25 protein-coding genes are annotated in these 24,124 nt (G+C 71.7%); 10 read left to right on the forward strand and 15 right to left on the reverse strand.

Annotated features, from left to right (window positions below; all coding sequences use genetic code 11):
* Positions 1–10 precede the first annotated feature (10 nt).
* Entirely contained in the window at positions 11–910 is a 900-nt protein-coding gene (locus tag NZH93_RS33020) for a DNA-3-methyladenine glycosylase family protein (protein WP_259627182.1), read from the reverse strand.
* Positions 903–1,982 carry a mannose-1-phosphate guanylyltransferase gene (manB, locus tag NZH93_RS33025; RefSeq protein ID WP_259627183.1) on the reverse strand — a complete coding sequence of 360 codons (1,080 nt, stop codon included), beginning with the start codon at positions 1,980–1,982 and terminating at the stop codon, positions 903–905. The genes NZH93_RS33020 and manB overlap by 8 nt, the downstream gene beginning before the upstream one ends.
* Positions 1,983–2,137: 155 nt before the next feature.
* On the opposite strand from manB, the gene NZH93_RS33030 reads away from it, so the two are divergent.
* Positions 2,138–2,593 carry a hypothetical protein gene (locus tag NZH93_RS33030; protein WP_259627184.1) on the forward strand — a complete coding sequence of 152 codons (456 nt, stop codon included), beginning with the start codon at positions 2,138–2,140 and terminating at the stop codon, positions 2,591–2,593.
* Here the strand turns inward: NZH93_RS33030 and NZH93_RS33035 are convergent.
* The 4 genes from NZH93_RS33035 to NZH93_RS33050 form a co-directional block, all read right to left on the reverse strand.
* Positions 2,577–3,452: a glycosyltransferase family 2 protein gene (locus NZH93_RS33035; protein WP_259627185.1), complete on the reverse strand. Its 876-nt coding sequence runs from the start codon at positions 3,450–3,452 to the stop codon at positions 2,577–2,579. The genes NZH93_RS33030 and NZH93_RS33035 overlap by 17 nt on opposite strands.
* Before the next feature lie 10 nt (positions 3,453–3,462).
* Entirely contained in the window at positions 3,463–3,906 is a 444-nt protein-coding gene (locus NZH93_RS33040; protein WP_259627186.1) for a DUF4396 domain-containing protein, read from the reverse strand.
* Between the two features lie 163 nt (positions 3,907–4,069).
* Positions 4,070–5,200, reverse strand: a complete 1,131-nt coding sequence (locus NZH93_RS33045; RefSeq protein ID WP_259627224.1) for a glycosyltransferase family 4 protein — start codon at positions 5,198–5,200, stop codon at positions 4,070–4,072.
* 66 nt (positions 5,201–5,266) lie between these two features.
* A complete protein-coding gene (locus NZH93_RS33050; RefSeq protein WP_259627187.1) occupies positions 5,267–6,313 on the reverse strand; it encodes a glycosyltransferase family 4 protein in 1,047 nt (348 codons plus the stop codon).
* A gap of 20 nt (positions 6,314–6,333) precedes the next feature.
* On the opposite strand from NZH93_RS33050, the gene NZH93_RS33055 reads away from it, so the two are divergent.
* The 3 genes from NZH93_RS33055 to NZH93_RS33065 all read left to right on the forward strand — a co-directional run bounded on the left by NZH93_RS33055 (position 6,334) and on the right by NZH93_RS33065 (position 10,895).
* Entirely contained in the window at positions 6,334–7,254 is a 921-nt protein-coding gene (locus NZH93_RS33055; RefSeq protein ID WP_259627188.1) for a glycosyltransferase family 2 protein, read from the forward strand.
* 73 nt (positions 7,255–7,327) lie between these two features.
* The gene (locus NZH93_RS33060; RefSeq protein WP_259627189.1) at positions 7,328–9,817 is read left to right on the forward strand and encodes a glycosyltransferase; all 2,490 of its coding nucleotides are present in this window, start codon (positions 7,328–7,330) and stop codon (positions 9,815–9,817) included.
* Positions 9,810–10,895: a glycosyltransferase family 4 protein gene (locus NZH93_RS33065; protein WP_259627190.1), complete on the forward strand. Its 1,086-nt coding sequence runs from the start codon at positions 9,810–9,812 to the stop codon at positions 10,893–10,895. The genes NZH93_RS33060 and NZH93_RS33065 overlap by 8 nt, the downstream gene beginning before the upstream one ends.
* Before the next feature lie 31 nt (positions 10,896–10,926).
* On the opposite strand, the gene NZH93_RS33070 is transcribed toward NZH93_RS33065, so the two are convergent.
* On the reverse strand, positions 10,927–11,091 hold the full coding sequence (locus tag NZH93_RS33070; protein WP_259627191.1) for a hypothetical protein: 165 nt from the start codon (positions 11,089–11,091) through the stop codon (positions 10,927–10,929).
* A 149-nt stretch (positions 11,092–11,240) separates the two neighbouring features.
* On the opposite strand from NZH93_RS33070, the gene NZH93_RS33075 reads away from it, so the two are divergent.
* Positions 11,241–11,675: an Imm1 family immunity protein gene (locus tag NZH93_RS33075; RefSeq protein ID WP_259627192.1), complete on the forward strand. Its 435-nt coding sequence runs from the start codon at positions 11,241–11,243 to the stop codon at positions 11,673–11,675.
* Here NZH93_RS33075 and NZH93_RS33080 read toward each other — a convergent pair.
* From NZH93_RS33080 to rfbB, 3 genes are all read right to left on the reverse strand, one after another.
* Positions 11,672–12,820, reverse strand: a complete 1,149-nt coding sequence (locus NZH93_RS33080; protein WP_259627193.1) for a pyridoxal phosphate-dependent aminotransferase — start codon at positions 12,818–12,820, stop codon at positions 11,672–11,674. The genes NZH93_RS33075 and NZH93_RS33080 overlap by 4 nt on opposite strands.
* A 95-nt stretch (positions 12,821–12,915) precedes the next feature.
* Positions 12,916–13,824 (reverse strand): dTDP-4-dehydrorhamnose reductase, encoded by a 909-nt coding sequence (gene rfbD / locus NZH93_RS33085; protein ID WP_259627194.1) that lies wholly within the window; start codon positions 13,822–13,824, stop codon positions 12,916–12,918.
* Positions 13,824–14,807 carry a dTDP-glucose 4,6-dehydratase gene (gene rfbB / locus NZH93_RS33090; RefSeq protein WP_259627195.1) on the reverse strand — a complete coding sequence of 328 codons (984 nt, stop codon included), beginning with the start codon at positions 14,805–14,807 and terminating at the stop codon, positions 13,824–13,826. Before rfbB ends, rfbD begins: the two co-directional genes overlap by 1 nt.
* 310 nt (positions 14,808–15,117) lie before the next feature.
* On the opposite strand from rfbB, the gene NZH93_RS33095 reads away from it, so the two are divergent.
* From NZH93_RS33095 to NZH93_RS33110, 4 genes are all read left to right on the forward strand, one after another.
* Positions 15,118–16,551 carry an LCP family protein gene (locus NZH93_RS33095; protein WP_259627196.1) on the forward strand — a complete coding sequence of 478 codons (1,434 nt, stop codon included), beginning with the start codon at positions 15,118–15,120 and terminating at the stop codon, positions 16,549–16,551.
* An 86-nt stretch (positions 16,552–16,637) separates the two neighbouring features.
* Positions 16,638–17,816 (forward strand): LCP family protein, encoded by a 1,179-nt coding sequence (locus tag NZH93_RS33100; protein ID WP_259627197.1) that lies wholly within the window; start codon positions 16,638–16,640, stop codon positions 17,814–17,816.
* Positions 17,817–17,829: 13 nt separating this feature from the next.
* Positions 17,830–18,546, forward strand: coding sequence for a TIGR03089 family protein (locus NZH93_RS33105; protein WP_259627198.1), 717 nt, complete (start codon positions 17,830–17,832; stop codon positions 18,544–18,546).
* Positions 18,547–18,601: 55 nt separating this feature from the next.
* Positions 18,602–19,342 (forward strand): SDR family NAD(P)-dependent oxidoreductase, encoded by a 741-nt coding sequence (locus NZH93_RS33110; protein ID WP_259627199.1) that lies wholly within the window; start codon positions 18,602–18,604, stop codon positions 19,340–19,342.
* Here the strand turns inward: NZH93_RS33110 and NZH93_RS33115 are convergent.
* Positions 19,339–19,923, reverse strand: coding sequence for a VC0807 family protein (locus tag NZH93_RS33115; RefSeq protein ID WP_259627200.1), 585 nt, complete (start codon positions 19,921–19,923; stop codon positions 19,339–19,341). The two genes, NZH93_RS33110 and NZH93_RS33115, sit on opposite strands and share 4 nt — an antisense overlap.
* Before the next feature lie 49 nt (positions 19,924–19,972).
* Positions 19,973–20,392 (reverse strand): DoxX family protein, encoded by a 420-nt coding sequence (locus NZH93_RS33120; protein ID WP_259627201.1) that lies wholly within the window; start codon positions 20,390–20,392, stop codon positions 19,973–19,975.
* A 175-nt stretch (positions 20,393–20,567) separates the two neighbouring features.
* On the opposite strand from NZH93_RS33120, the gene NZH93_RS33125 reads away from it, so the two are divergent.
* Positions 20,568–21,098, forward strand: a complete 531-nt coding sequence (locus NZH93_RS33125) for a hypothetical protein (RefSeq protein WP_259627202.1) — start codon at positions 20,568–20,570, stop codon at positions 21,096–21,098.
* A gap of 48 nt (positions 21,099–21,146) precedes the next feature.
* Here the strand turns inward: NZH93_RS33125 and NZH93_RS33130 are convergent, their stop codons facing one another.
* From NZH93_RS33130 to NZH93_RS33140, 3 genes are all read right to left on the reverse strand, one after another.
* Positions 21,147–22,310, reverse strand: coding sequence for an acyl-CoA dehydrogenase (locus NZH93_RS33130; RefSeq protein WP_259627203.1), 1,164 nt, complete (start codon positions 22,308–22,310; stop codon positions 21,147–21,149).
* Positions 22,311–22,410: 100 nt separating this feature from the next.
* On the reverse strand, positions 22,411–22,899 hold the full coding sequence (purE, locus tag NZH93_RS33135; protein WP_259627204.1) for a 5-(carboxyamino)imidazole ribonucleotide mutase: 489 nt from the start codon (positions 22,897–22,899) through the stop codon (positions 22,411–22,413).
* Positions 22,896–24,095, reverse strand: a complete 1,200-nt coding sequence (locus NZH93_RS33140; RefSeq protein WP_259627205.1) for a 5-(carboxyamino)imidazole ribonucleotide synthase — start codon at positions 24,093–24,095, stop codon at positions 22,896–22,898. Before NZH93_RS33140 ends, purE begins: the two co-directional genes overlap by 4 nt.
* Between the last annotated feature and the right edge of the window lie 29 nt (positions 24,096–24,124).

Raw genomic sequence — 24,124 nt, forward strand, 5'->3', positions numbered from 1 at the left:
GGGGCCCCGGTCACATGGCGCGGTAGTCGCGCGGCGAGAACCGGGGGGCGAAGCGGGGCTTCCGGAACCCGGAGGCCTCCACGTACCGCACGGCCCGGTGCCGCTGGGGCGCGTACGGGGCCAGCACCTCGGCCATCCCGTCGTCGTCCAACGGCTTCCCCAGCAGGGCCCACCCCACCACCGACGGGATGTGGAAGTCCCCGAAGCTGACCGCGTCGGCGTCCCCCCACGCCCGCTGCGCCACCTCGGCCGCCGTCCACACGCCGATGCCGGGGATCAGCCGGAGCAGCTTCCGCCCGGCCTCCCCGCGCAGCTCCACGGCCTTCTCCAGCCGGTGCGCGACCTGGGCGGCGGCGATCAGCGCGCGCCGCCGAGCGCTGTCCACCCCGGCCTTGTGCCACTCCCAGTCGGGGATCCCCAGCACGGCCCGAGGCGTGGGGGCGACCCGCATCCCGACCGGCACCGGTCCCGGAGCGGGCGTCCCGAACCGGCGGCACAGCTCCCGGTAGGACCGCCGGGCCTCGGTCCCGGTCACCTTCTGCTCCAGCACCGAGGGCAGCAGCACGTCCCACACCCGCCCGGTGGACCCCAGCCGCAGCCCCGGCTTCCGCCGACGGGTCTCCGCGATCAACGGGTGATGCCCCTCGAACCCGGAGTCGTCGTCCTCGGCCCCCAGCAGGGCGGGCAGGCCGTCGAGGAGCCACGGGCCGCCGTCACCCCACGCCGTGCCCTCCACGACCTCGCTCGGCCGCCGCACGCACAACGTCCCCGGCCCCAGCGGGGTGTTGGCCGTCAGCCACACGGCCCCGGCCGCGTCCTGCTGGAACGTCGGATCGCCCGCTCCGCGGCGGAGCGGGCCCAGCACCGACCCGAGGTCCAGCGGGAACGGGGGCGACCAGGTCCTAGACATCGGCGGAGAAGCGCACCCCCGCCTCGGGCAGCACCACGGCGGGCCACACCCGTGCCCCGCCGACCAGTTCGCAGCGGGCGCCGATGACCGCGCCGTCACCGATCACCGCGTCCCTCAGCACCGCGTCGGCCTGCACCAGCGCGCCCGCGCCGAGGACCGACCGTTCCACCACGGCGCGCTCGCCGACCACTGCGCCGTCGAAGACCACGGAACCGGTCACGACCGCACCGGCCGCGACGGTGGCGTTGGCGCCGATGGTCGTCCCGCCGGACAGCCGGGCGTCCTCGTGGACGTCGGCCCCGCCGAGCACGATCGCCTCACCGGGCTCGGACGGCAGCGCCGACGACGGCGCGATGCCGCGCACCAGGTCGGCCGACCCCTGGACGAACGCGGCGGGCGTGCCCAGGTCGAGCCAGTAGGTGGCGTCGACGTGCCCCTGCACCCGAGCGCCGCGCTCCAGCAGGCCGGGGAACGTCTCGCGCTCCACGGACACCGGCCGACCCTCCGGGATCTCCAGCACGACCTCGCGCCGGAAGACGTAGCAGCCGGCGTTGATCTGGTCGGTCGGCGGGTCCTCGGTCTTCTCCAGGAACGCCGTCACCCGCCCGTCCTCGTCGGTCGGCACGCAGCCGAACCGCCGCGGGTCGTCGACCTTGACCAGGTGCAGCGTGACGTCGGCCTCGGACGTCCGGTGCGTCTCGACGATCCCGCGCAGGTCGACGCCGGACAGGATGTCGCCGTTGAACACCATCACGTCCCGCTCGCGCAGCTTGTGGGCGACGTTGCGGATGGCGCCCGCCGTGTCCAGCGGCACGTCCTCCACCACGTACTCCAGCTCCAGGCCGAGCTTCGCCCCGTCGCCGAAGTAGTCCTGGAAGACTTCGGCCTTGTACGAGGTCCCGAGCACCACGTGGGTGATGCCGACGGCCCTGATCCGCGACAGCAGGTGCTCCAGGAAGGGCACGCCCGCCGTCGGCAGCATCGGCTTCGGGGCGGACAGGGTCAGGGGACGAAGTCGGGTTCCCTTGCCACCGACCAGAACAACCGCTTCCACGCCGTGCAGCTCCGACATGCCCGTTTTTCCTCCTCCACTAACACGCAACGACCGATTCGAATACTGTGGCAGACAGCATCCGATAGACGGGCAGTGGTCCCTGGCGGGCGCGTGTCAGAAATCGGGAACGCCGGCACCCCCAGCCGGCCCTAGGCAACGCAGGAGAGATCCGAATGGACCCCCGCGACCGGGCCGACGCGCTGCTTGCCCGTGCACGAGCACGTGGCGCCCACGTCGTCACGCCGGACAACATGACGTCGCCCATGGACTCGTCGGCGACGCAGCAGATCCCGAGGGCCGTGGTGAACGCGGTCGACCCGCGTGAGCTGGACCCGGAGTCGACGATGGTCATCTCCGCGCAGATGGCGTCGGGCGGCAGGCCGCAGCAGGCCCAACAGCAGCAGTACCAGCAGCAACAGCCGCAGCAGCACCAGCAGGCGCCACATCAGCAGCAGCACTACCAGCAGCACCAGCAGCCGACCCAGCCCGAGCCCGTGCAGCGGGTCGGGCCGGGTCCGGTGCCGACGGTGCAGCAGGCGCCGAGCGGGCGGCCGAGCCTGACCCAGCGGCTGAGCGGCGACCAGCCGCCACCGCCGGGTCTGGCCCAGCGGCTCAGCGGCGACGCGTGACGAGCTTCAACCTCAGCCCGAGCCCGAGCCGGACGGCGAGCAGCACCGGGGCCCACTGCGGGCCCCGGTGGCGGTCGGACAGGTAGCGGTAGGCGCTGCTGTGGTGCGCGGCGAGCATCCGCGAGGACGCGCTCGCGGTCGAGTGGCCGCCGATGTGGACCACTTCGGCGTCCGGTACGTACACGTTGAGCCAGCCCGCGCGGCCGATCCGGTCGCCGAGGTCGACGTCCTCGAAGTACATGAAGTAGCGCGCGTCGAAGCCGTCGACCGAGTCGAAGGCCTCGCGGCGCATCAGCAGGCACGACCCGGACAGCCAGCCCGCGGGCCGCTCGGTGATCTCGGTCTTCTCCTGCCGGTACTCGCGGGTCCACGGGTTCGCGGGCCAGACCTTGCCGAACACGGCGTGGCCGAGGCCGCGGCCGAGCGACGGCAGCAGCCGGGCGGACGGGTAGACCTCGCCGGTCGTCTCGCGGATCAGCGGGCCGAACGCGCCGCCGCGCGGCCAGCGCTTGGCCGCTTCGAGGAGCTTGTCGAGCGACCCCTCGGCCCACTCGACGTCCGGGTTCGCCAGGACGATCCAGCCGACGTCGTCAGGCAGCGAGGCCACCCCGCGGTTGAGGCCGCCGCCGTAGCCGAGGTTGCCGCCCGTCGGCAGGAAGGTGACGTCGTCGCGTTCGGCGGCGGCGCGTTCCGGCTCGCCGTCCTTCGACCCGTTGTCCGCCAGCACGACGCGGACCGGCAGCGTCGTGGCCTTCGCCAGGGTGTCCAGGAAGCGGTCGAGGGTCTCACCCGGTGAGTAGGTGACGGTCACCGCCGCCAGTGCGTCGCCGTAGCGCGTGGATTCGGTCACGCGCCACATTGTGGCACCGTCAGTGGTGGTGGACGTGGTGCACCACCGCGTGCCCCTTGCCGCGCGAGATCAGCCACCGGTTGACCGGCACGGTCAGCACGAAGGCGACCGCGAGCGAGAACGCCAGCGCGCCCCAGAACAGCACGCTCGCGAGGCCCGCGTCCATCGCGCCGGGCACGACGACCATGACCGCGTTGTCGACGACCTCCATGACGGCGATCGACACGGTGTCGGCGGCCAGCGCGAGCTTCACCGCGGCGCCGAGGCCGATCCCGGCCTTGAGGACGCCGCGGAGCGTGAGCGCGTAGCCGAAGAGGAAGGCCAGCGCGACGGACAGCACGACCGTGCCCCACGTGGGCAGGCCCGCGGACGTGCCGATGACCATGCCCAGCACCTCGCCGATCGCGCAGCCGGTGAGGCAGTGCAGCGTGGCCGAGACAGCGGTGGACCAGGAGGCGTTCATGCCGGTGAATATACCCCTGGGGGGTACCTGGCGCGAGGTGTTCCGCCATGACTTGCACGAAGGTGTGGACCGGCTGGGTGGGTGCGGTGTTCTCGGCAGCGCACACCAAACGCCCGACCCTGAGGTCGGGTTCGTCCGGGTCCTGGACGTCGTCGAGCGGGCGCTAGCGGCCCTTGCGGTGCACGTGGTGCGCGCGCGAGTAGGCCAGGCGGTGGCGGGCGGCGCTGGTCGACCAGGTGAACGCCTTCGCCCGGACCTGGGCGTCGGCGGCCAGGTCGGCGCGGCGGGCCGGGTCGTCGAGCAGGCCCGCGATGCCCGCGGCGATGTCGCCCGCGCCGACGCCGCAGTACGCGACCGCGTCGCCGCCGACTTCCGGCAGGCTGAGCCGCCGGGTCGTGAGCACGGCCGCGCCGCAGGCCATCGCCTCCAGCACCGGCAGGCCGAAGCCCTCGCCGAGGCTGGGGTAGGCGACCAGCTCGGCGCCCCCGAGGAACCCCGCCAACTGGCCGAACGGCAGGTAGCCCGCGCGGATCACCCTGATCCGGTGCGGGACCACGTCGAGCGCGCGTTCCACCTGGCTGTCCCAGCCCGGCTGGCCCGCGAGGATCAGCGCGGGCGGGTTCGGCCTGCCGACGCAGGCCTGGGCGAAGCCGCGGATGAGGGCGGGCACGTTCTTGCGGGGTTCCAGCGCGCCGAGGAACGCCACGTACGGCATGTCACCGAGGCCGAGCGTCCGGCGGACGACGGCGCTCTCGTCCGGCGCGGGCGGGTGGAACCGGTCGGTGTCCACGCCGTGCTGGGCGATGTGCAGCGCCCGGCGGTCCGCCCCGGCCACGCGCTCCAGTTCGGCCGCCGTCGCCTCGCTCGGCACGACGCACAGGGCGGCGCGGCGCAGCGACGCGCGCGTCCAGCCCCGGAAGAACCGCGCCTTGACCGAGGAGTGCAGCACCGGGTCGGTGAAGAACGTGGCGTCGTGCAGCGTCACGACCGTCGCGGCCCGGTTCGCCAGCGGCATCGTGTAGTGCGGGGAGTGCAGCACGTCCGCGCCGAGGCGCGCGACGATCCGCGGGAGCGTGGTCTGCTCCCACGTGAGGCGCGCGGTGCGGGTGGCCACGGACTCGGCCGCGACCAGCACCCGCGAGGACGGCGCCATCCGGGTGTACAGCTCGGCGTCGCGCGGCTGGCAGACGACGCTGAGCCGAGCGCCGTCGGCGTCCAGCGCGGCCACGAGCGAGTCGACGTACCGGCCTACGCCACCCCGGTCCGAGGGCACCGCGGTGGCGTCGATCAACACGCTGGGTTCGACGATGGGCACGGGCTGAGACTAGTGCCGTCGACCACCCGATCTACCGCGCGTCGCTCAAGTGACGCGCGGTAGACGGAGTCGGAGGTGCGCCGCCCACGTGTCCCGCGCGGCTTTCTCCCAGGTGAACTCCTCGGCGCGCCGCAGACCAGCGCTTACCATGCCCGCGGCGCGGGCCTCATCGTCCACAACGGACCGGATCGCCGCTGTGAGCGCCCCCACATCGCCACGCGGTGTGACCAGTCCCGCCCCACCGGCCACCTCCACCAGCGCGGGCGCGTCCGAGTGCACGACCGGGACGCCCGCGGCCATCGCCTCCAGCAGCGGCAGGCCGAAGCCCTCGGTCAGGCTCGGCACCACGAGCACGGCCGCGCGGCGCAGCGCGTACACCAGTTCCGCGTCCGGCAGACGACCGAGCACCCGCACGTGCGGCGCGTCCGCGTCGACCTCCCCCCAGCCGCGAGGACCAATCAAGACAAGGGGAATGCGCATTCCAGCCGTGGCCTCGACCAGCGTTCCCAGGCCCTTGCGGGGTTCCAGCGTCCCGATCGCGAGCACGTACCGCTCGGGCAGCTCCACCGGGGACTCGTCCGGCCACGCCGTGACGCCGTGGCCGATCACGTGCACCGGAGCGGCTCCGGGCGCGTGGTGCGCGAGGTCCTCGGCGACCGCACGGGTGGGCACGACGATCGCGCCCGCCTTGGCCGTGGCGCGGGAGATCACCTTCCGGTGCCACGCGACCCCGCGCCGCGTGAGGGTTTCCGGGTGCGTCCACGGCACCGCGTCGTGCACGGTCACCACCACCCGGCCGCCGGGGGGCGCCAGCGGCGTCGGCGCGTGCACCGCGTCGCCGCCGGGCCAGAACGGGATCCCGTGCTCCCAGGCCGCGATCAGGGCCCGACGCGGCAGCGGCAGCACCTTCGGGCCCTCCACGCCGGGGACCACGGCCGCCTCGACGTCGCGGTGGCGGCTCACGGCACCGGTGACGGTCCACCCGGCGGGCGCGGTCGCGGCGAGCGCCGCGGCCAGCTCACGGGTGTACCGCCCGGTGCCGCCGGGGACGGGGGCGAGCAACTGCTCGGTCAGCACAACGAGCTGGGGCACGTGCCGTACCGTCTCACGCCGTGTCCAGTTCCAGCACGGTGGTCGTGGTGACCTGGCGCGGGCGGGAGCACGTCACGGCGTGCCTCGACGCCCTCGCGGCCCAGAGGAGTCCACACCGGACACTCGTCGTGGACAACGCGTCGGATGACGGGACGGCCGACCTGCTGGCCGCCCACCCGAGCGCGCCGGACGTCGTGCGGCTGCCCCGCAACCTCGGCTACGCCGGTGGTCTGGCGGCCGTGCTGGACCAGGTGGACACGCCGTACGTGGCCTGGCTGAACGACGACACCGTCCCCGACCCGGCGTGGCTGTCGTCGCTGGAGGAGGCGCTCGACGGCGACCCGCTGGCCGCCGCGGCCACCTCCTCGATGGTGCTCGCGGACGGCGCCACGCAGTCGGTCGGCGTCGCGCTGACGGCGGACGGCCACGGCGTGGACGTGGTGCTCGCGGGCCGGGAGGTGTTCGGCTTCTGCGGCGGCGCGGCGCTGCTGCGGACCGACGTCCTGCTCCGCGCGGGTGGCGTGCCCGCCGGGTTCTTCTGCTACTACGAGGACACCGACACGGCGTGGCGGCTGCGGCTGGCCGGGTACCGGGTGGTGTCCGTCGGCCCCGCCCGCGTCCGGCACCGGCACGGCGCGAGCACGCGGCCCGGCTCGGCCCCGTTCCACCGGTGGAACGAGCGCAACCGGCTGCTGATGCTGCTCAGGTGCGCCCCGGCGGCCGTCGCGCTGGAGCAGGCCGCCCGGTTCGCGGTGATCACCGCGCTGCTCCCGTTCCGCTCCGGGGTGCCCGACGCGGCGAACTTCCGGGTCGGGCTGCGGCTGCGCGTCCTGGCCGAGGTGCTGCTCCGCGCCCCGTCCGCGCTGGTCGCGCGAGCGGGCGTCGGGCGGCGCTCGACGGTCGCCCGCCGTGACGTGTGGCGCGCCTGGGCGGGCCAGTAGCACCTTCGTCGCACGGCGCTCGGGGCGATGAGGCAGGCTTACCCCGCACAGCCGTCGTGGAGCGAGGAGACTGATGGTGCTGCCCGTCGTATCCGTGGTCGTGGTGAACTACCGCGGCGCCGAGGACACCATCACGTGCCTGCGGGCCCTGGAGGGCCTCTCCTACCCGGCGGACAAGCTCCAGGTCGTCGTGGTGGACAACGCCTCCGGTGACGGCGGCGCCGACCGGATCCGGGCCGCCGTGCCGTCGGCGACCGTGGTCGAGTCCCCGACCAACCTGGGCTTCGCGGGCGGGTGCAACCTCGGTGTCGAGTCGGCGACCGGCTCGGTGCTCGCGTTCCTGAACAACGACGCCAAGCCGCACCCGGACTGGGTGCGCGCGGCCGTGAAGGTGCTCCAGACCGAGCCGACCGTCGGCGCCGTGGCCAGCAAGGTGCTCGACTGGGACGGCACCGACATCGACTTCGTCGACGGCGGGCTCACCTGGTTCGGCATGGGCTACAAGCGGCACGCGGGCCAGCCGGACGACGGCAGCCACGACGCGCCGCGCGACGTCCTGTTCGGCACCGGCTCCGCCCTGTTCGTCCGCGCCTCGGTCTACCGGTCGCTCGGCGGGTTCGACGAGCGGTTCTTCATGTTCTACGAGGACGTCGACCTCGGCTGGCGGATGAACCTGCGCGGCTGGCGGGTCCGCTACGAACCCGCGTCGCTGACGTTCCACAAGCACCACGCCTCGATGTCGTCCATCGACCACAGCCGCGAGCTGTACCTGCTGGAGCGCAACGCGCTCGCCGCGCTGTACAAGAACTTCTCCGACGACACGCTGGCCAAGGTGCTGCCAGCCGCGCTCGCGCTGGTGGTGCGCCGGGCGACCGCGCGCGGCGAGATCGACGCGACCCAACTGGAGATCACCCGCAGGCCCGCGGACGTCGCAGACGACGCGGCACCGGTCCCGGTCGACCGCAAGGCGCTGGCCGGGTTCCTCGCGATCGACCAGTTCGTGGAGCTGATGCCGTCGCTCCAGGAGTCGCGGAAGGTCGAGCAGGCCAAGCGCGTCCGCAGCGACCGCGACCTGGTCCCGCTGATGCGCAAGGCGATGGAGCCCGCGTACCCGCTGCCGCGCTACCTCGCGGCGCACGACGTGCTGGTGGACGTCTTCGCGCTGGACGAGGTGTTCGGCAGGCCGCGGCGGATCCTGATCATCACCGGGGACGCGATCTCCGAGAAGATGGCGGGCCCGGCCATCCGGGCGTGGAACATGGCCGACGTGCTCGCGGGCGAGCACGAGGTCCGGCTCGTCACGGTGAACCCGCTGTGCGCGCCGCCGGACGCCCCGTTCACCGTCACCGGCTCCAAGCCGCGGGACCTCGCCCCGCACATCGGCTGGGCGGACGTGGTCGTGCTCCAGGGCCACGTGCTGGAGATGGTGCCGGAGCTGAAGCGCACCGCGTCCACCAAGGTCGTCGTCTGCGACGTGTACGACCCGATGCACCTGGAACTGCTGGAGCAGGGCAAGGACGCCACCGACGAGCAGCGCGCGCTGGACATCGTCGGCGTGACGCGGGTGCTGAACAACCAGTTGAAGCGCGGCGACTTCTTCCTCTGCGCGTCCGAGCGGCAGCGGCACTTCTGGCTCGGCCACCTCGCCGCGCTCGGCAGGCTCACGCCGACGCTGTACGACAACGACCCCACCGTCCGCTCGCTGCTGTCCGTCGTCCCGTTCGGCCTGCCCGGCAAGCCGCCGCAGCGCACCGGACCGGCCATCAAGGACGTCGTGCCGGGCATCGCGAGCACCGACAAGGTCGTGCTGTGGGCCGGTGGCGTCTATAGCTGGTTCGACCCGCTGACCCTGATCCACGCCGTGCACCGGCTGCGGGACGACCACCCTGACCTGAAGCTGTTCTTCCTGGGCATGAAGCACCCGAACCCCGAGGTGCCGGACATGGACATCGCGGGCCAGACGCGCTCGCTGGCCAAGCGGCTCGACCTCGTGGGCTCCTCGGTGTTCTTCAACGAGACGTGGGTGCCCTACCACGACCGGCAGAACTGGCTGCTGGACGCGGACTGCGGCGTCACCACGCACTACGAGCACGTCGAGACCACGTTCGCCTTCCGCACCAGGGTGCTGGACTACCTCTGGTCCGGGCTGCCGATCGTCACCACGGCGGGCGACTCGTTCGCCGAACTGGTGGAGCGCGAGCGGCTCGGCGTCGTGGTCCGCTCCGAGGACCCGGACGAACTGGCCCGCGCGCTGGAGAAGGTGCTCTACGACGAGGAGTTCGCCGCGGGCTGCCGCGAGCGGATCGCCGTGGTGGGGGAGCGCTTCACCTGGGAGACCGTGCTCGCCCCGCTGGTCGAGTTCTGCCGCAACCCCCGCCCCGCAGCCGACCGGCTGCCGGGCAACGCGCCGCTCGTCCGCAACACTCCGCTGACCACGACCGCGAAGGTGCGCCGCGACGTCAAGCTCGTCCGCGAGTACCTCGACCAGGGAGGACCGACGGAGTTGGCCAAGCGCGCGACCGGCCGGGTGTTGAAGAAGCTGCGCGGCGGCGCACATGGCTGAAGCGCTGCGCGTCCTGCTGGACGGCACCCCGCTGCTGGGCCACCGGACCGGCATCGGCCGCTACACCTCCGCGCTGGCCGAGGAACTGGCGTCCATGCCGGACGAGGTCGACGTGCGGGCGGTCGCGTTCACCCTGCGCGGCTGGCGCGCGTTGCGGACGGTCCTGCCGCACGGCGTCCAGGCCCGCGGCCTGCCCGTGTCCGCCCGGCTGCTCCGCCAGTGCTGGCTGCGCGTCCCGTTCCCGCCGGTCGAGCTGCTGGCGGGCGTGACGGACGTGATGCACGCCACCAACTTCGTGCTGCCGCCGACGATCAGGGCGGGCGGTGTCGTGACCATCCACGATCTGGCGTTCCTGGCGTCGCCCGGTGACCTGCCCCCGTCGGACGCGCGCCTGCCGGAGCTGGTCCGCCAGTCCGCCCAGCGCGCGGACGTGGTCTGCACCCCGACCGAGGCGGTCGCCCGCACGGTCGAGGAGCGGCTGGGCATCGGGTCGGACCGGATCGTGGTGACGCCGCTGGGCGTCGACCCGGCGTGGTTCGCGTCACGGCCCCCGAACGACGCCCTGCGCGCCCGCCTGGGCCTGCCGTCGCAGTACCTGCTGTTCGTCGGCGCGGGCGGGCCCCGCAAGGGCCTGGAGACGCTCCTGAAGGCCCACGCGTCGGACACCTCGCTGCCGCCGCTGGTGCTGGCCGGTCCACGTCAGTCCGGAGTGGACGGACGGGTGATCCGCACCGGCTACCTGGCCGACGTCGACCTGCGCAGCGTCGTCGCTGGCGCCTCAGCGCTCGTCCTGCCGTCGCGCGACGAGGGCTTCGGCCTGCCCGTCCTGGAAGCGCTTGCCTGCAACGTGCCGGTCGTCTGCTCCGACGTGCCCGCGCTGCGCGAGGTCGCGGGCGGCCACGCCCTGCTCACCCCGGTCGGCGACGCGGACGCGCTCGCGCACGCCCTGTTCGAAGCCGTGGAAACGCCGCCCAGCACCGCCGCGCAGGCCGCTCGCCGGACGCACGCGTCGGGCTACACGTGGCGCAGGTGCGCCGAAGCCACCCTGGTGGCGTACCACCGGGCGGCGGGTCGGTAGAGGTGGCCCGCGCCGGTGCGGGCCGGGGGACCTAGCGCCTGGGCGCCCGGTCGTCCGCGTCGTCGCGCGAACCGGTCAACGTGGTCAGCGAGACCTGCCGGGACCCGGTCACGGCGGCCACGCAGCGGAGGAAGCGGCGTCGGTCGCCGTCCTGGCTGCGGCTGGAGGGTGCGGGGACACGCCCGTGGTCGGACATCTGAAAAGGTTCTCGCAAGCGCGCAGCGTTATCCAGTCCTCCGGTCAGTCACCACCCCATCGGCGCAAGCTACCGCCGTTTGCGGCGGGAGTCGTTCACTGAGAGCATCCATTCCGCCTCGTCGACGAAACGAAGAGAAGGCCAACGAGATGAGCTTCAACGCGGTGTGGTCCGTCCAGGGCGCCGACGAGTCCGGTGAGCAGATGACCGTGACGACGCCGGAGGAGGTGGACGCCCTGCTCGCCAGGCTGGCGGAGGCCGGTGCGGGCGCGGCGGTGATCGAGCACCAGGAGCGCGCGCTCATCCCCGACGCCGAGGGCCTGCTGGGCGCGCCCGGCGAGGTGAAGATCCCGGACCACGACGTGGCCGCGGCGGTGAGCGGCGGTTTCGGGTACCTCACCTACGCGGACCCCGACCAGGACTACTCGACGCTGGTCGGCGAGGAGGGGTCGCCGGTCTACGCGTCGGAGTACGTCGACTACCCGGCGGGCAGCGGGGTCCAGGTGGGGCTGCTGGCCGCGGCGCTCAAGGAGTTCCTGATCACCGCGCAGCGGCCGTCGTGCGTCCGGTGGCAGGACGCCTAGGACACCAGCGACGGCCGTTCGACCTCCCAGCGGGAGTTGCCGAAGCTCCGGATGCCGGAGACCAGCCGGTCCACGTCCGCTTCCGGGCGGACGACGAGCCGGACGAACTGGCCGCTCATGCCGAGCTTGTTGCCGCACTCGCGGATGAAGATCTGCTGCTTGTGCAGCAGGTAGTCGCGCAGTTCGACGCCGTCGACGTCCGGGGCGAGCTTCACCAGCAGGAAGTTCGCCTGGGACGGGTACACCTGCAACTCGGGCAGCCGCGACAGCTCCATGCCCATGCGGTAGCGGTCCATCGACAGCTTGACGAGGCTCTCGCCGTACTCGTCGAGGTGCTCGCCGAGCATGAACACGAACGCCTCGGCGAGCGAGTTGAGGTTCCACTTGGGCAGCGTGGCCGCCATCCGCTTGGCCAGCGCCGGGTTCGCGACCAGGTAGCCGAAGCGGACGCCGTGCAGGCCGAAGTTCTTGCCGAGGCTCTTGAGCACCACCACGTTCGGCCTGATCATGGCTTCGCTGACGACGGACGGGTTGCGCTCGACCTCGACGAAGTCGATGAACGACTCGTCGATGACCACCAGGTCCAGATCGGCCAGTTCGTCCATGAACCGGATGATCTCCCGGCGGGGCAGGTAGCCGCCGTCGGGGTTGTTCGGGTTGCACAGCACCGCGACCTTCGACCCGCGGGCGCGGATGAACTTCAGGTAGGCGTCGATGTTGAGCTCGAAGCCCTCGCTCTCCTGGAGCGGGAACATGTCGACGCGCTTGCCGGTCTCCATGGGCTGATCGGTCCACCGGCCGAACGTGGGGATCGGGATCGCCACGCTCTCCTTGATCCACAGGTGGTCCATCCACGTGATGATCTCGGTGGAGCCGTTGGACATCGCGATGGTGGCGGGGTTCAGCCGCAACGTCTTGGCGAGCTGACCGGCGATGGCGTCGGTGCTGCTCGGGTAGAACTTCAGGATCGCTTCGAGGTTGTTGGCGAGCGTGGCGAACATCTGCGGTGTCGGGAAGTACGGGTTGCAGGGGATGCAGAAGTCGACCATGTGCTGGGCGCCGTCACCCAGCTTGCGGGACAGTTCGAAGAAGGACGGGCTGTGCGCGGTCTTGCCGAACACATCCGAGTCCACACCATGCCGCACGTGACCACTCCCCTGCTCGCTGCTGAAGCCGGTACAGGTGGGCATACGTGCGGACCGCGCGGCCGGTTCACGGCGTGGCCCCGGACGTGCGTCCGCTAGATCGCGACAGGTCCGAGCACACCGGCGGCGAACGCCGCCGAAAGCGCTTCCCGCCACGGGCGCAGCGGGGTGAGGCCCGCCCGTTCCCACGACTTCCCGGACAGCACCGAGTACGCCGGGCGCGGTGCCGGGCGCGGGTACTCGGTCGACGGGCACGGCCGCACGCGGCCCGGATCCGCGCCCAGCTCCTCGAAGATGGCGCGGGTGAAGTCGTACCAGGTGGTCTCGCCGCCGCCGGTGCCGTGCAGCACGCGGTCCGCGGGCTCGCGCCGCGACGTGACGAGGTCTGCGAGTTCGACGAGCCCGGTGGCGAGGTCGAGCGTCCACGTCGGCGTGCCGCGCTGGTCGTCCACAACGGACACCGTGTCGCGCTCGGTCTCCAAGCGCGCCATGGTCTTCACGAAGTTGCCGCCCGAAGCGCCGTAGGCCCACGCGGTGCGCACGACCCAGGAACGCCGCCAGGAGGCCAGAACCCTCTCCTCGCCCGCGAGCTTGGTGCGCCCGTAGGCCGAGCGCGGACCGGTCTCGTCGGACGGCTCGTAGGGCCGCGTGGCGTCACCGGGGAACACGTAGTCGGTGGACACGTGCAGCAGCGGCACGTCGTGCCGCGCGCACTCGACCGCGAGCAGCTCCGGGCCGAGCGCGTTCACCGCGAACGCGCGGTCCTCGTCGGTCTCCGCCCGGTCGACGGCGGTGTACGCGGCGGAGTTGACGACGACGGGCCGCAACCCGCCGTCGCGGGCGCTCGCGGCGAAGCCCGCGACGGCGTCCGCGACGCACTCGGCGTCGGTGATGTCCAGCTCCGCCGACGACGGCGCGTGGACGAGCCCGTCGCGCGGGGCGGCGGTGACGAGGTCGTGGCCGAGCTGCCCCCGGCCACCGGGCACCAGCAGTGCGAGTGCCATCAGCCGTTCGCCCGAGCCTTGAGCTTCTCCCACCACGGCCGGTTGTCGCGGTACCAGGCCACGGTGCTCGCGAGGCCTTCGGCGAAGTCGACCCGCGGCGCGTAGCCCAGTTCGGTGCTGATCTTGGTGATGTCGACCGAGTAGCGGCGGTCGTGGCCCTTGCGGTCGGTCACCATCTCGACGGAGGACCAGTCGGCGCCCATCGCGTCCAGCAGCAGCTCAGTCAGCTCGCGGTTCGTCAGCTCGGTGCCGCCGCCGATGTTGTAGACCTCACCGGGACGACCGGCCTCGGCGACGAGCTGGATGCCGCGGCAGTGGTCGGCGACGTGCAGCCAGTCGCGGACGTTGAGGCCGTCGCCGTAGAGCGGCACCTTCCCGCCGTCCATCAGGTTCGTGACGAACAGCGGCAGCACCTTCTCCGGGAACTGGTACGGACCGTAGTTGTTCGAACACCGGGTGATGGTCACCGGCAGGCCGTGCGTGCGGTGGAACGCCCGCGCCAGCAGGTCCGAGGAGGCCTTCGACGCCGAGTACGGCGAATTCGGCTCCAGCGGGTGGGTCTCGGGCCACGAGCCCTCGTCGATCGACCCGTAGACCTCGTCCGTGGACACGTGGACGAACTTGCCGACACCGGCGTCCAGCGCGCCCTGCAACAGGGTCTGGGTGCCGAGCACGTTGGTGAGCACGAAGTCCGCGGACCCGGAGATGGAACGGTCCACATGCGACTCGGCCGCGAAGTGCACGACCACGTCGACGCCCGCCATGACATCCGACACCGCGGTCGGGTCGCAGATGTCGCCCTGGACGAACCGGTAGCGCGAGCTGTCGGCCACCGGCGCGAGGTTCTCCTCGTTGCCCGCGTAGGTCAGCTTGTCGAGCACCACGACCTCGGCGTCGGCGAACGCCGGGTAGGCACCGCCGACCAACTCCCGGACGTAGTTGGAGCCGATGAAGCCTGCTCCTCCGGTCACCAGAACGCGCATGTCCAAGTCCTTTACACAGGTGTAACCGTCGCGGTGGGTCACCTAGTAAACCGTGCAACCCACCAGGTTGTTACAGCGTCTCCCGTATATAAGAGGAACAACCAGCGCTGACGGCACCTGGCCCACTAATCTTTGTCGAGTAGCACCACGCACGGGGGAGGCACCACTCGTGGAGGGCAGACCGCCACTGGCGAGCGAGAGACCAGGACCTATACGGGTCGACACACCCCCGGCGCGCAAGCGCTCGACCACGCTCCGCGCACTGCTCATCACGGGGCGCTCCTTCCTGGCTCTGCTGTCCGCCGCTGTGATGGTGGTCACCTGGTACGGCTGGAACTTCCTGCGCACGCTCGACCAGGGCACGGCGACGACCGACGTGATCGCCGCGCAGGTGGGCGAGGAGCCGGGCGGCGTCGGGCGCAAGCCGCTGGACGGCGCGGTCGACATCCTGATGGTCGGCATCGACAGCCGCGTCGACATGCAGGGCAACCCGCTGGCGCCGGAGGTGCTCGACCTCCTCAGCGGTGGCGTCGCCGACGGCGAGATGAACACCGACACGATGATCCTGGTGCACATCCCGGTCGACGGCACCCGCGCGCGGGCGTTCTCGTTCCCGCGCGACTCCTACGTGGAGATCGCGGACGGCTTCGGCAAGCACAAGCTGAACTCCGCGTTCGCCCGGCAGAAGAACACCGTCGCGGAGGAGCTGGCCGCGCAGGGCGCGGACCAGACCAGGATCAACACCGAGTCCACGACCGCGGGCCGCAAGACGCTCATCAAGACCATCGAGAACCTCACCGGCGGCGCCGTCACCATCGACCGGTACGCCGAGGTGAACCTGGCGAGCTTCTACGAGGTCACCAAGGCCATCGGGGGCGTCGAGGTCTGCGTGAACCAGGCCACCAGCGACTACAAGTCCGGCGCGAACTTCGTCGCGGGCCCGCAGACGATCGAGGGCGCGCTGGCGCTGTCGTTCGTGCGGCAGCGCGAAGGCCTGCCCGGCGGCGACCTCGACCGCATCGCCCGGCAGCAGGCGTTCATCGGCGCGCTGGCGAAGAAGGTCCTGTCGACCGGCATGCTCACCAACATCGACCAGCTCGACGCGCTCGTCTCGGCGGTGCAGAAGTCGGTGGTGCTGAGCGCGGGCTGGGACATCACGACGTTCGCCGAGCAGATGCAGGGCCTGGTGAGCGGCAACATCGAGTTCCGCACGATCCCGGTCGGCGACACGATGGACACCTACGGTGACGGCAACGTGCTCCAGGTCGACCCGGCGAAGGTGAAGAACTTCATCAAGAACCTGGCGAGCGACGAGAGCGCGGCGCCCGGCACCTCGGCGTCGAACACCCCGGTCACGGCGAACGACAAGGTGACCGTGCAGGTGTACAACGCGTCGGGGACCGCGAGGCTCGCGGCGACCGTGCTGGACACGTTGGTGGGCAAGGGTTACCTGCGCGGCCAGGCGCTCTCGGCCGCGACGCTCCTCGACTCGACGGTGATCCGCTACGCGCCCGGCGACAAGGCCGTCGCGGAGAAGCTCTCGAAGGAACTCGCGGGCGCGGCGGTCGAAGAGGACGATTCGCAGACCAGGAACCAGCTCTCGGTCTACGTGGGATCGGACTACAACCCCGTGCAGGACCGGTCGGACCCCGCGGGCACGCCCGGCACGTCGGTCCCCGGCTCGCCGACCTCGTCCGCCGCTCCCCCCGCCATCACCGCGGGCGGGCTTGTCTGCGTGAACTGAGCCTCTGTTCGGCCAAGAAGTCCACCTGAGGGGTCACCCGCTGGTTAGCCTTGGTGTTCACCCCTGTTCGCACCGAGGAGGACGTCTTGAGGGCTGCCCTGACCGTGACCGTGCGCGTGCTGGTCGCCCTGCTGTCGGCGGCCGTGCTCGCGGGCTCGGGGTACGGCTGGGCGACCTTGAAGCGGGTGCAGGAGAGCGTCAACACGACCGACGTGCTCGCCGACCTGTCGACAGTGCCGAACGCCCCGCCGGTGCTGGACGGCGCGACGGACATCCTGCTCGTCGGCAGCGACAGCCGCACCGACGCGCAGGGCAACCCGCTGCCCGCCGACGTGCTGCGCCAGTTGCGCACGGAGGCGTCCGACGGCCTGAACACGGACACGATCATCGTGCTGCGCGTCCCGCACGACGGCGGGAAGGCCACGGCCATCTCGATCCCGCGCGACACCTACGTGCCGATCCCGGACATCGGTGAGGACAAGATCAACGGGGCGTACGGGCTGACGAAGTACGCCACCGTGCAGCGGCTGGAGAACGAGGGCGTCGGCGACCGGTCCGAACGCGAGAAGCAGGGCGACCAGGCCGGTCGGCGGGCGCTCATCCAGGTCGTGCAGGAGCTGACCGGGGTCCGCGTGGACCACTACGCGGAGATCAACCTCTACGGCTTCTACCTGCTCACCCAGGTGATCGGCGGCGTCGAGGTGTGCCTCAACGCGGGCACCAGCGACCCGGCGTCCGGCGCGAACTTCGGCGCGGGGCGGCAGCGGGTCGACGGCGGTGACGCGCTCGCGTTCGTGCGGCAGCGCAACCTGCCCGGCGGCGACCTGGGTCGGATCCGGCGGCAGCAGGTGTTCCTGTCGGCCGCCGTCACCGAGCTGCTGTCCGCGGGCACGTTCACCGACCAGGGCAAGCTCACCGGGCTGCTGGACGCGGTCACCAAGTCGATCGTGGTGGACGAGAAGCTCGACCTCGTGACGCTCGCCCAGCAGGCGAGGGGCGTCGCGGGCGGCAACGTCGAGTTCGCCACCATCCCGGTGGTCGACGTCAACGCCCGCAGCGACAAGGGGCAGAGCATCGTGAAGGTCGACGTGGCCGCGGTGAAGGCGTTCGTGGGGCAGCTACTCGGCCCCACGCTGGTGCCCGGCACCACGACCACGGTCCCGAGTGCCGCCCCGAGCCCGACCCAGCGGGTGGCGGGTGGCAAGGTGGTCGGTCTGGACGGCGCACGACGGGTCGTCCAGCCGGAAGTGCCTTGCGTCGACTAGGAGATGCACCACTGTGAGCGTCACCGAAGCTCTGTTCGCGCCGCTGCTGGCCGCCGGGCCTGGGCGACCGCTGATCACCCACTACGACGACGCGGACGGTTCGCGGGTCGAGCTGTCGCGGGCCACCGTCGCCAACTGGGCCGCCAAGACGGCCAACTGGCTGCGGGACGAGCACGACGTCGAGCCCGGTGACCGGGTCGCCGTGCTGCTGCCCGCGCACTGGCAGACGGCCGGGGTCCTGCTGGGCTCCTGGTGGTGCGGGGCGGTCGTGGTGGACGACCCCGTCGGCGCCAAGGTCGCGTTCGTGGCGCCGGGAGGTGCGGCCGAAGGGGCCGACGTGGTGGCCGTCGCCTCGCTGCACCCGATGGGCCTCGGCCTGCGCGGGCAGGAGCTGGGCGGCGCGGTCGACTTCCTCGACGACGTCCGCGTCCACGGCGACGACTTCACCCCGTACGGCCCGACCCCCGGCGACGCGCCCGCGCTCGGCAAGTCCACTGTGGACGACATCGTCGCGGAAGCCCGCACCCGCGCGGAGACCCTCGGCATCGGCCTCGACACGCGGGTGCTGTCCACTGTGGAGTGGGACCTGCCGGACGGTCTGCTCAACGGGCTGCTCGCCGTGCTCGCGGGCGGGGGCTCGCTCGTGCAGTGCAGCAACCTGAACGCGGACCTGCTGCCCGCGCGCAGGCTCAGCGAGAAGACCACCGTGGAACTGGGCGGCGCGGCCTAGGCCCCACGTCGTTTTCCCGCCGGACAAAGGACTTCGGCTCGGCCACGCTGAGGTCATGAACAAGATCGAGGGCAAGGTCGCACTGGTCACCGGCGGCAGCCGCGGCATCGGCGCCGCGGTGGCCGTGCGGTTGGCGCGACAAGGTGCCGACGTGGTGCTGACCTACGAGAACGACGAGGACAGCGCCGCGTCGGTGGTGGGTCGCGTCGAGGCGGCGGGACGGCGGGGGCTGGCCGTGCGGACGGACAGCGCCGACGTCGACGCCGTGACGGGCGTGGTGGAGCGGACGGTCGAGGAGTTCGGCGGGATCGACGTCCTCGTCAACAACGCGGCCGTGTTCCACTTCGCCCCGCTGGAGGAGTTGGGGCCCGAGGAGTTCGACCGCACGGTGGCGGTGAACGTGCGGGCGCCGTTCGTGGCGGCACGGGCGGCCGTGCCGCACATGCGCGGCGGCGGGCGGATCATCAGCATCGGCAGCAACATGGCCGAGCGGGCCGCGTTCCCCGGCTTCAGCCTGTACGCCATGAGCAAGACGGCGCTCGTCGGCCTGACCAAGGGCCTGGCGCGGGAGTTGGGGCCGAGGGGCATCACGGTGAACCTCGTCCACCCCGGCCCGACCGACACCGCCGCGAACCCGGCCGACGGCCCGATGGCCGACGTGATCAGGAGCTTCACCGCGCTCGGCCACTACGCCACGGCGGACGACATCGCCGCGACCGTGTCCCACCTGGCCGGACCGGACTCCCGGTACACCACCGGCGCGGTGATCAACGTCGACGGCGGGTTCGCCGCCTAGTCGTGCTGGCGCTTGGCGTACGCGCGGGTCACGACGACGAGCACCCCGACCACGAGCACGGTCAGCAGCGGTGACCCGACCACCATCACGTCGACCGGCAGCGCGTACGCCAGCGGCACCCGCAGCGCGGCGTCGAACAGCAGGCCCGCGCCCCACAGGAGCGTGGCGAAGCGGACCGTGCGCCGCACCGCGGGCGACTCGCGGTACCGCTCCTCGACCACGGGCGCGGTCTTCGCCACGAACGCCAGCAGCAGCGGCCTCCCGGCGAACAGCGAGCCGAGGAACACCAGTCCCAGCGCCAGGCTGATCAGGGAGTCCTTGGCGATCACGAACCGCGCGTCACCCGTCAGGAACAACGTCAGCAGCCCGAAGGCGAACAGCCCGAGCATGAGGGCCGCGACCGCGTCGACCCGGCGGCTCCGCACGATCCCGGCGAGCAGCAGCACACCGGACACCGCACCGCCCGCGGCGAGCGCGACCCAGTCGCTCACACCGAACCCGCGCAGCAGGTAGTAGCCGCCGACGGGCAGGGCGAGGTCGAGCAAGAGGGTCGGCAGCAGCGACCTGATCCGGCTGTTCACGAGGGCGGACGTTAGCCGTGGGGGCCTTCGCGGCCCCCACGGCGTCGCCTCAGGCGGGCACGGACTCCCGCGACCGCGACCTCAGCAGGAACCGGTCGACCGAGTACGCGCCGCCGTTGAAGCCCAGCGCCAACGCGCCCACCCCCAGCACCAGCACCAGTTGGTAGCCGTTGGGCGCCAGCATCCCGTTCGACAGGTGCACGAGCACCAGCGCGCCCGCCATGTCGAGCGCCAGCAGCACCCCCGCAACCGGCAGTGCCGCGCCGACCAGCAGCAGCGCACCGCCCACCAGTTCCACGACCGCCGCGAACCAGGCCGACGCCGTGGCCGCGGGGACTCCCATCTGCACGAACGACGCGGCCGTGCCGTCCATGCCGTACTCGAAGAACTTCTGCCAGCCGTGGGCGATGAACACCGCACCCAGGCCCAGTCGTCCGATCAGTGCAGCCGAATCCCGCACGCGCTCCATCGAAACACTCCCCGATTCGTTCGTATTTGAACGACACTCTAAGGAAGCGGAACGGCGTTTCGGATGGATTCGAGCTGTCGAAACGCTGTCAGCATTGGGCAAGCGTTTGCGCGCCGGGCAGAAACGCGAAAGCGGTGACACTGCTCACCAGCACCGATGTTTGTCACCTGATCGGGTGACAGTCGTAACCCTCGACCGCTTCCCGGTCGACATGGACACCATGCGCACACCACTGCTCCTGGCCGCCGTGGTGCTCCTGGTCACCGCTTGCGGCAAGGGCCGACCCACCGGCATCGAACCGACCACCGCGATCCCACCGGCGGTCCCCGTCGTGCTCACGTGGGACGGCGACGGCACCAGTTCCGGCGTCCACGTCAAGGTGGGCAGGCCGGTCGCGGTCGGCGAACCGGTCATCGGCGTCGACGGCAAGCCCGATCCGGCGTTCCGGTTCGTCGAGGTGCCCGTGACCGCGGACAACAAGACCGACGAGAAGGCCCGACTGTCGTTCTCCGGCCGCGTGGGGACGAAGGAGGTGCTGTGGAAGGCGAACAACTCCGTCACTGAGGCACCGGCAGCCGAAACGACGACCACGACCGCCCGGTTCAGGGTGCCGGTCGACGCGGAGGACCTGACCGTCGAGGTACACGCGAACGTCAGCGGTGCCGTGACGACCAACCGGTTGACGTTCAAGGGACCGCTGACCTGAGGGGCGTGGCCCCCGAGACGGGAGCCACGCCCTTCGGGCCGTGAAGCCCTAGCCCTTGAGCAGCGCGCGCGACATCACGACGCGCTGGATCTGGTTGGTGCCTTCATAAATCTGGGTGATCTTCGCGTCGCGCATCATCCGCTCCACCGGGAAGTCGCGGGTGTAGCCCGCGCCGCCGAACAACTGCACGGCGTCGGTCGTGACCTCCATGGCCACGTCGGATGCGTAGCACTTGGCGGCGGCGGTGATGAAGCCGATGTTCGGTTCGCCCCGTTCGGCCTTGGCTGCGGCCACGTAGACCATGTGGCGGGCGGCTTCGATCTTCATCGCCATGTCGGCCAGCATGAACTGCACGCCCTGGAACTCGGCCACGGCCTTGCCGAACTGCTTGCGGTCCTTGACGTACGCGATGGCGGCTTCCAGCGCGCCCTGCGCGATGCCCACGGCCTGCGCGCCGATGGTCGGGCGGGTGTGGTCGAGGGTGCGGAGGGCGGTCTTCAGGCCGGTGCCGGGGTCGCCGATGAGGCGGTTCGCCGGGATGGTGCAGTTCTCGAAGTGGATCTCGCGGGTGGGTGAGCCCTTGATGCCCAGCTTGCGCTCCTTGGAGCCCACGACGAAGCCGGGGTCGTCCTTGTGGACGGCGAACGCGGAGATGCCGTTGGACTTCTTCTCCGCCTTGGGGTCGGTGACCGCCATGACGGTGTACCAGGTGGACTCGCCCGCGTTGGTGATCCAGCACTTGGTGCCGTTGAGCACCCAGTGGTCGCCGTCGAGCAGGGCGCGGGTGCGCATGGAGGCGGTGTCCGAACCGGCCTCGCGCTCGCTGAGCGCGTACGACGCCATGGCCTCGCCGGAGGCGATGGACGGCATGACGAGCTGCTTCAGCTCCTCGGACGCGGACAGCAGGATCGGCATGGTGCCGAGCTTGTTGACCGCCGGGATCAGCGACGAGGACGCGCAGACGCGGGCCACCTCTTCGATGACGATGCAGGTGGCGACGGAGTCGGCGCCCTGGCCGTCGTACGCCTCGGGCACGTGCACGGCGTTGAAACCGGACTTGACCAGCGCGTTGAGCGCCTCGACCGGGAAGCGCTCGTTCTCGTCGACGTCGGCGGCGTGGGGTGCGATCTCCTTGTCGGCGAGCGAGCGGACGGCTTCGCGCAGCGCGTCGTGCTCCTCGGCGAGCTGGTACGTGCCGAAGCTCGGGTCCACTTGTTACCTCCCAGTAGGGCCTACTGGGACGATGTTAGCGCGCGTTCACATGCCAACGCACGGGTGCCTTTCGACACGTCGGAAGGCACCCGTGCGCCCGCTAGAGCGCCTTCTGCAACGCCGCGTCCTTGTCGAGCACCATCTGCTCGAGGTCCGCCTGGAACGTCGCGACGCGCTCCTGGAGCGCGGGGTCCGACGCGGCGAGGATGCGCACGGCCAGCAGGCCCGCGTTGCGGGCGCCGCCGACGGCCATCGTGGCGACCGGGATGCCCGCGGGCATCTGCACGATCGACAGCAGCGAGTCCATGCCGTCCAGGTACTTCAGCGGCACGGGCACGCCGATGACCGGCAGCACGGTGGTCGAGGCGACCATGCCGGGCAGGTGGGCCGCGCCGCCCGCGCCCGCGATGATCGCCCGGAGGCCCCGACCGGCGGCCGAGCGCGCGTAGTCGATCATCCGCTGCGGGGTCCGGTGCGCCGACACCACGCTGACCTCGTACGGCACGTCGAACTCGGCGAGCGCCTCGGCGGCGGCCTTCATCACCGGCCAGTCCGAGTCGCTTCCCATGATCACGCCGACCTGCGTCACTGCTGCTGCCCTCCGTGGATGTCGTACCCGTCCAGCCACACGCCGTCGGACAGCCAGTGCGCGGCGAGCTTCGCCCGTTCGCGCACGTCGTCCATCCGCTCCCCGAGCAGCGTCACGTGGCCGATCTTGCGACCCGGCCGCTCCGCCTTGCCGTACAGGTGCACGTGCGCGTCGGGGAACCGGGCGAACAGGTGGTGCAGCCGCTCGTCGGGGCCCATCTCCGGGGCGTTCTGGGCACCGAGGACGTTCGCCATCACGACGGCGGGCGCGGCCAGGTCGGTCACGCCGAGCGGGTAGTCCAGGACGGCCCGCAGGTGCTGCTCGAACTGCGAGGTGCGCGAACCCTCGATGGTCCAGTGGCCGGAGTTGTGCGGGCGCATGGCCAGCTCGTTCACCACGACGCCGTCCGCGGTCTCGAACAGCTCCACGGCCAGCAGCCCGACGACGCCCAGCTCTTCGGCAACCCGCAGCGCCAGCTCCTGCGCGGCCTCCGCGACACCGGGGTCGACGGCGGGCGCGGGCGCCAGCACCTCGACGCAGATGCCCTCCGACTGCACGGTCTCCACCAGCGGCCACGCGGCGCCCTGGCCGAACGGCGACCGCGCCACCAGCGCGGCCAGCTCGCGGCGCATCGGCACGCACTGCTCGACCATCAGCGGTGTCCCGGCGGCCAGCAGCTCGTCGACCACGGTCTGCGCGCTGTGCGGCGTGTTCAGCATCCACACGCCCTTGCCGTCGTACCCGCCGCGCACCGCCTTGAGCACGCACGGCCAGCCGTGCTCGGCGCCGAACGCCAACGCGTCGGCCGGGGCGGTCACCTCGGCGAACGGCGGCACCGGCAGCCCCATGCCGGAGAGCTTGCGGCGCATCACCAGCTTGTCCTGCGCGTGGATCAGCGCCTCGGGGCCGGGGTGCACCTTCACCCCCTCGGCGACCAGCGCCCGCAGGTGCTCGCCGGGCACGTGCTCGTGGTCGAAGGTGACCACCTCGCAGCCCTTGGCGAACGCGCGCAGCGCGTCCAGGTCGGTGTGCGTGCCGAGCACGACGTCGCGAGCGACGAGCGCGGCGGGATCGGAGTCGGAGACGGCGAGCACGCGCAACGACTGGCCGAGCGGGATGGCCGCCTGGTGGGTCATGCGGGCGAGCTGGCCGCCGCCGATCATTCCGACGACGGGAAGGCCGGTACGGGAGTCCACGGGACGGTCACTCTACCTGCACAAACGTG

Origin of the sequence: Umezawaea endophytica, from assembly GCF_025061645.1 — a bacterium.
Lineage (GTDB): Bacteria > Actinomycetota > Actinomycetes > Mycobacteriales > Pseudonocardiaceae > Umezawaea > Umezawaea endophytica.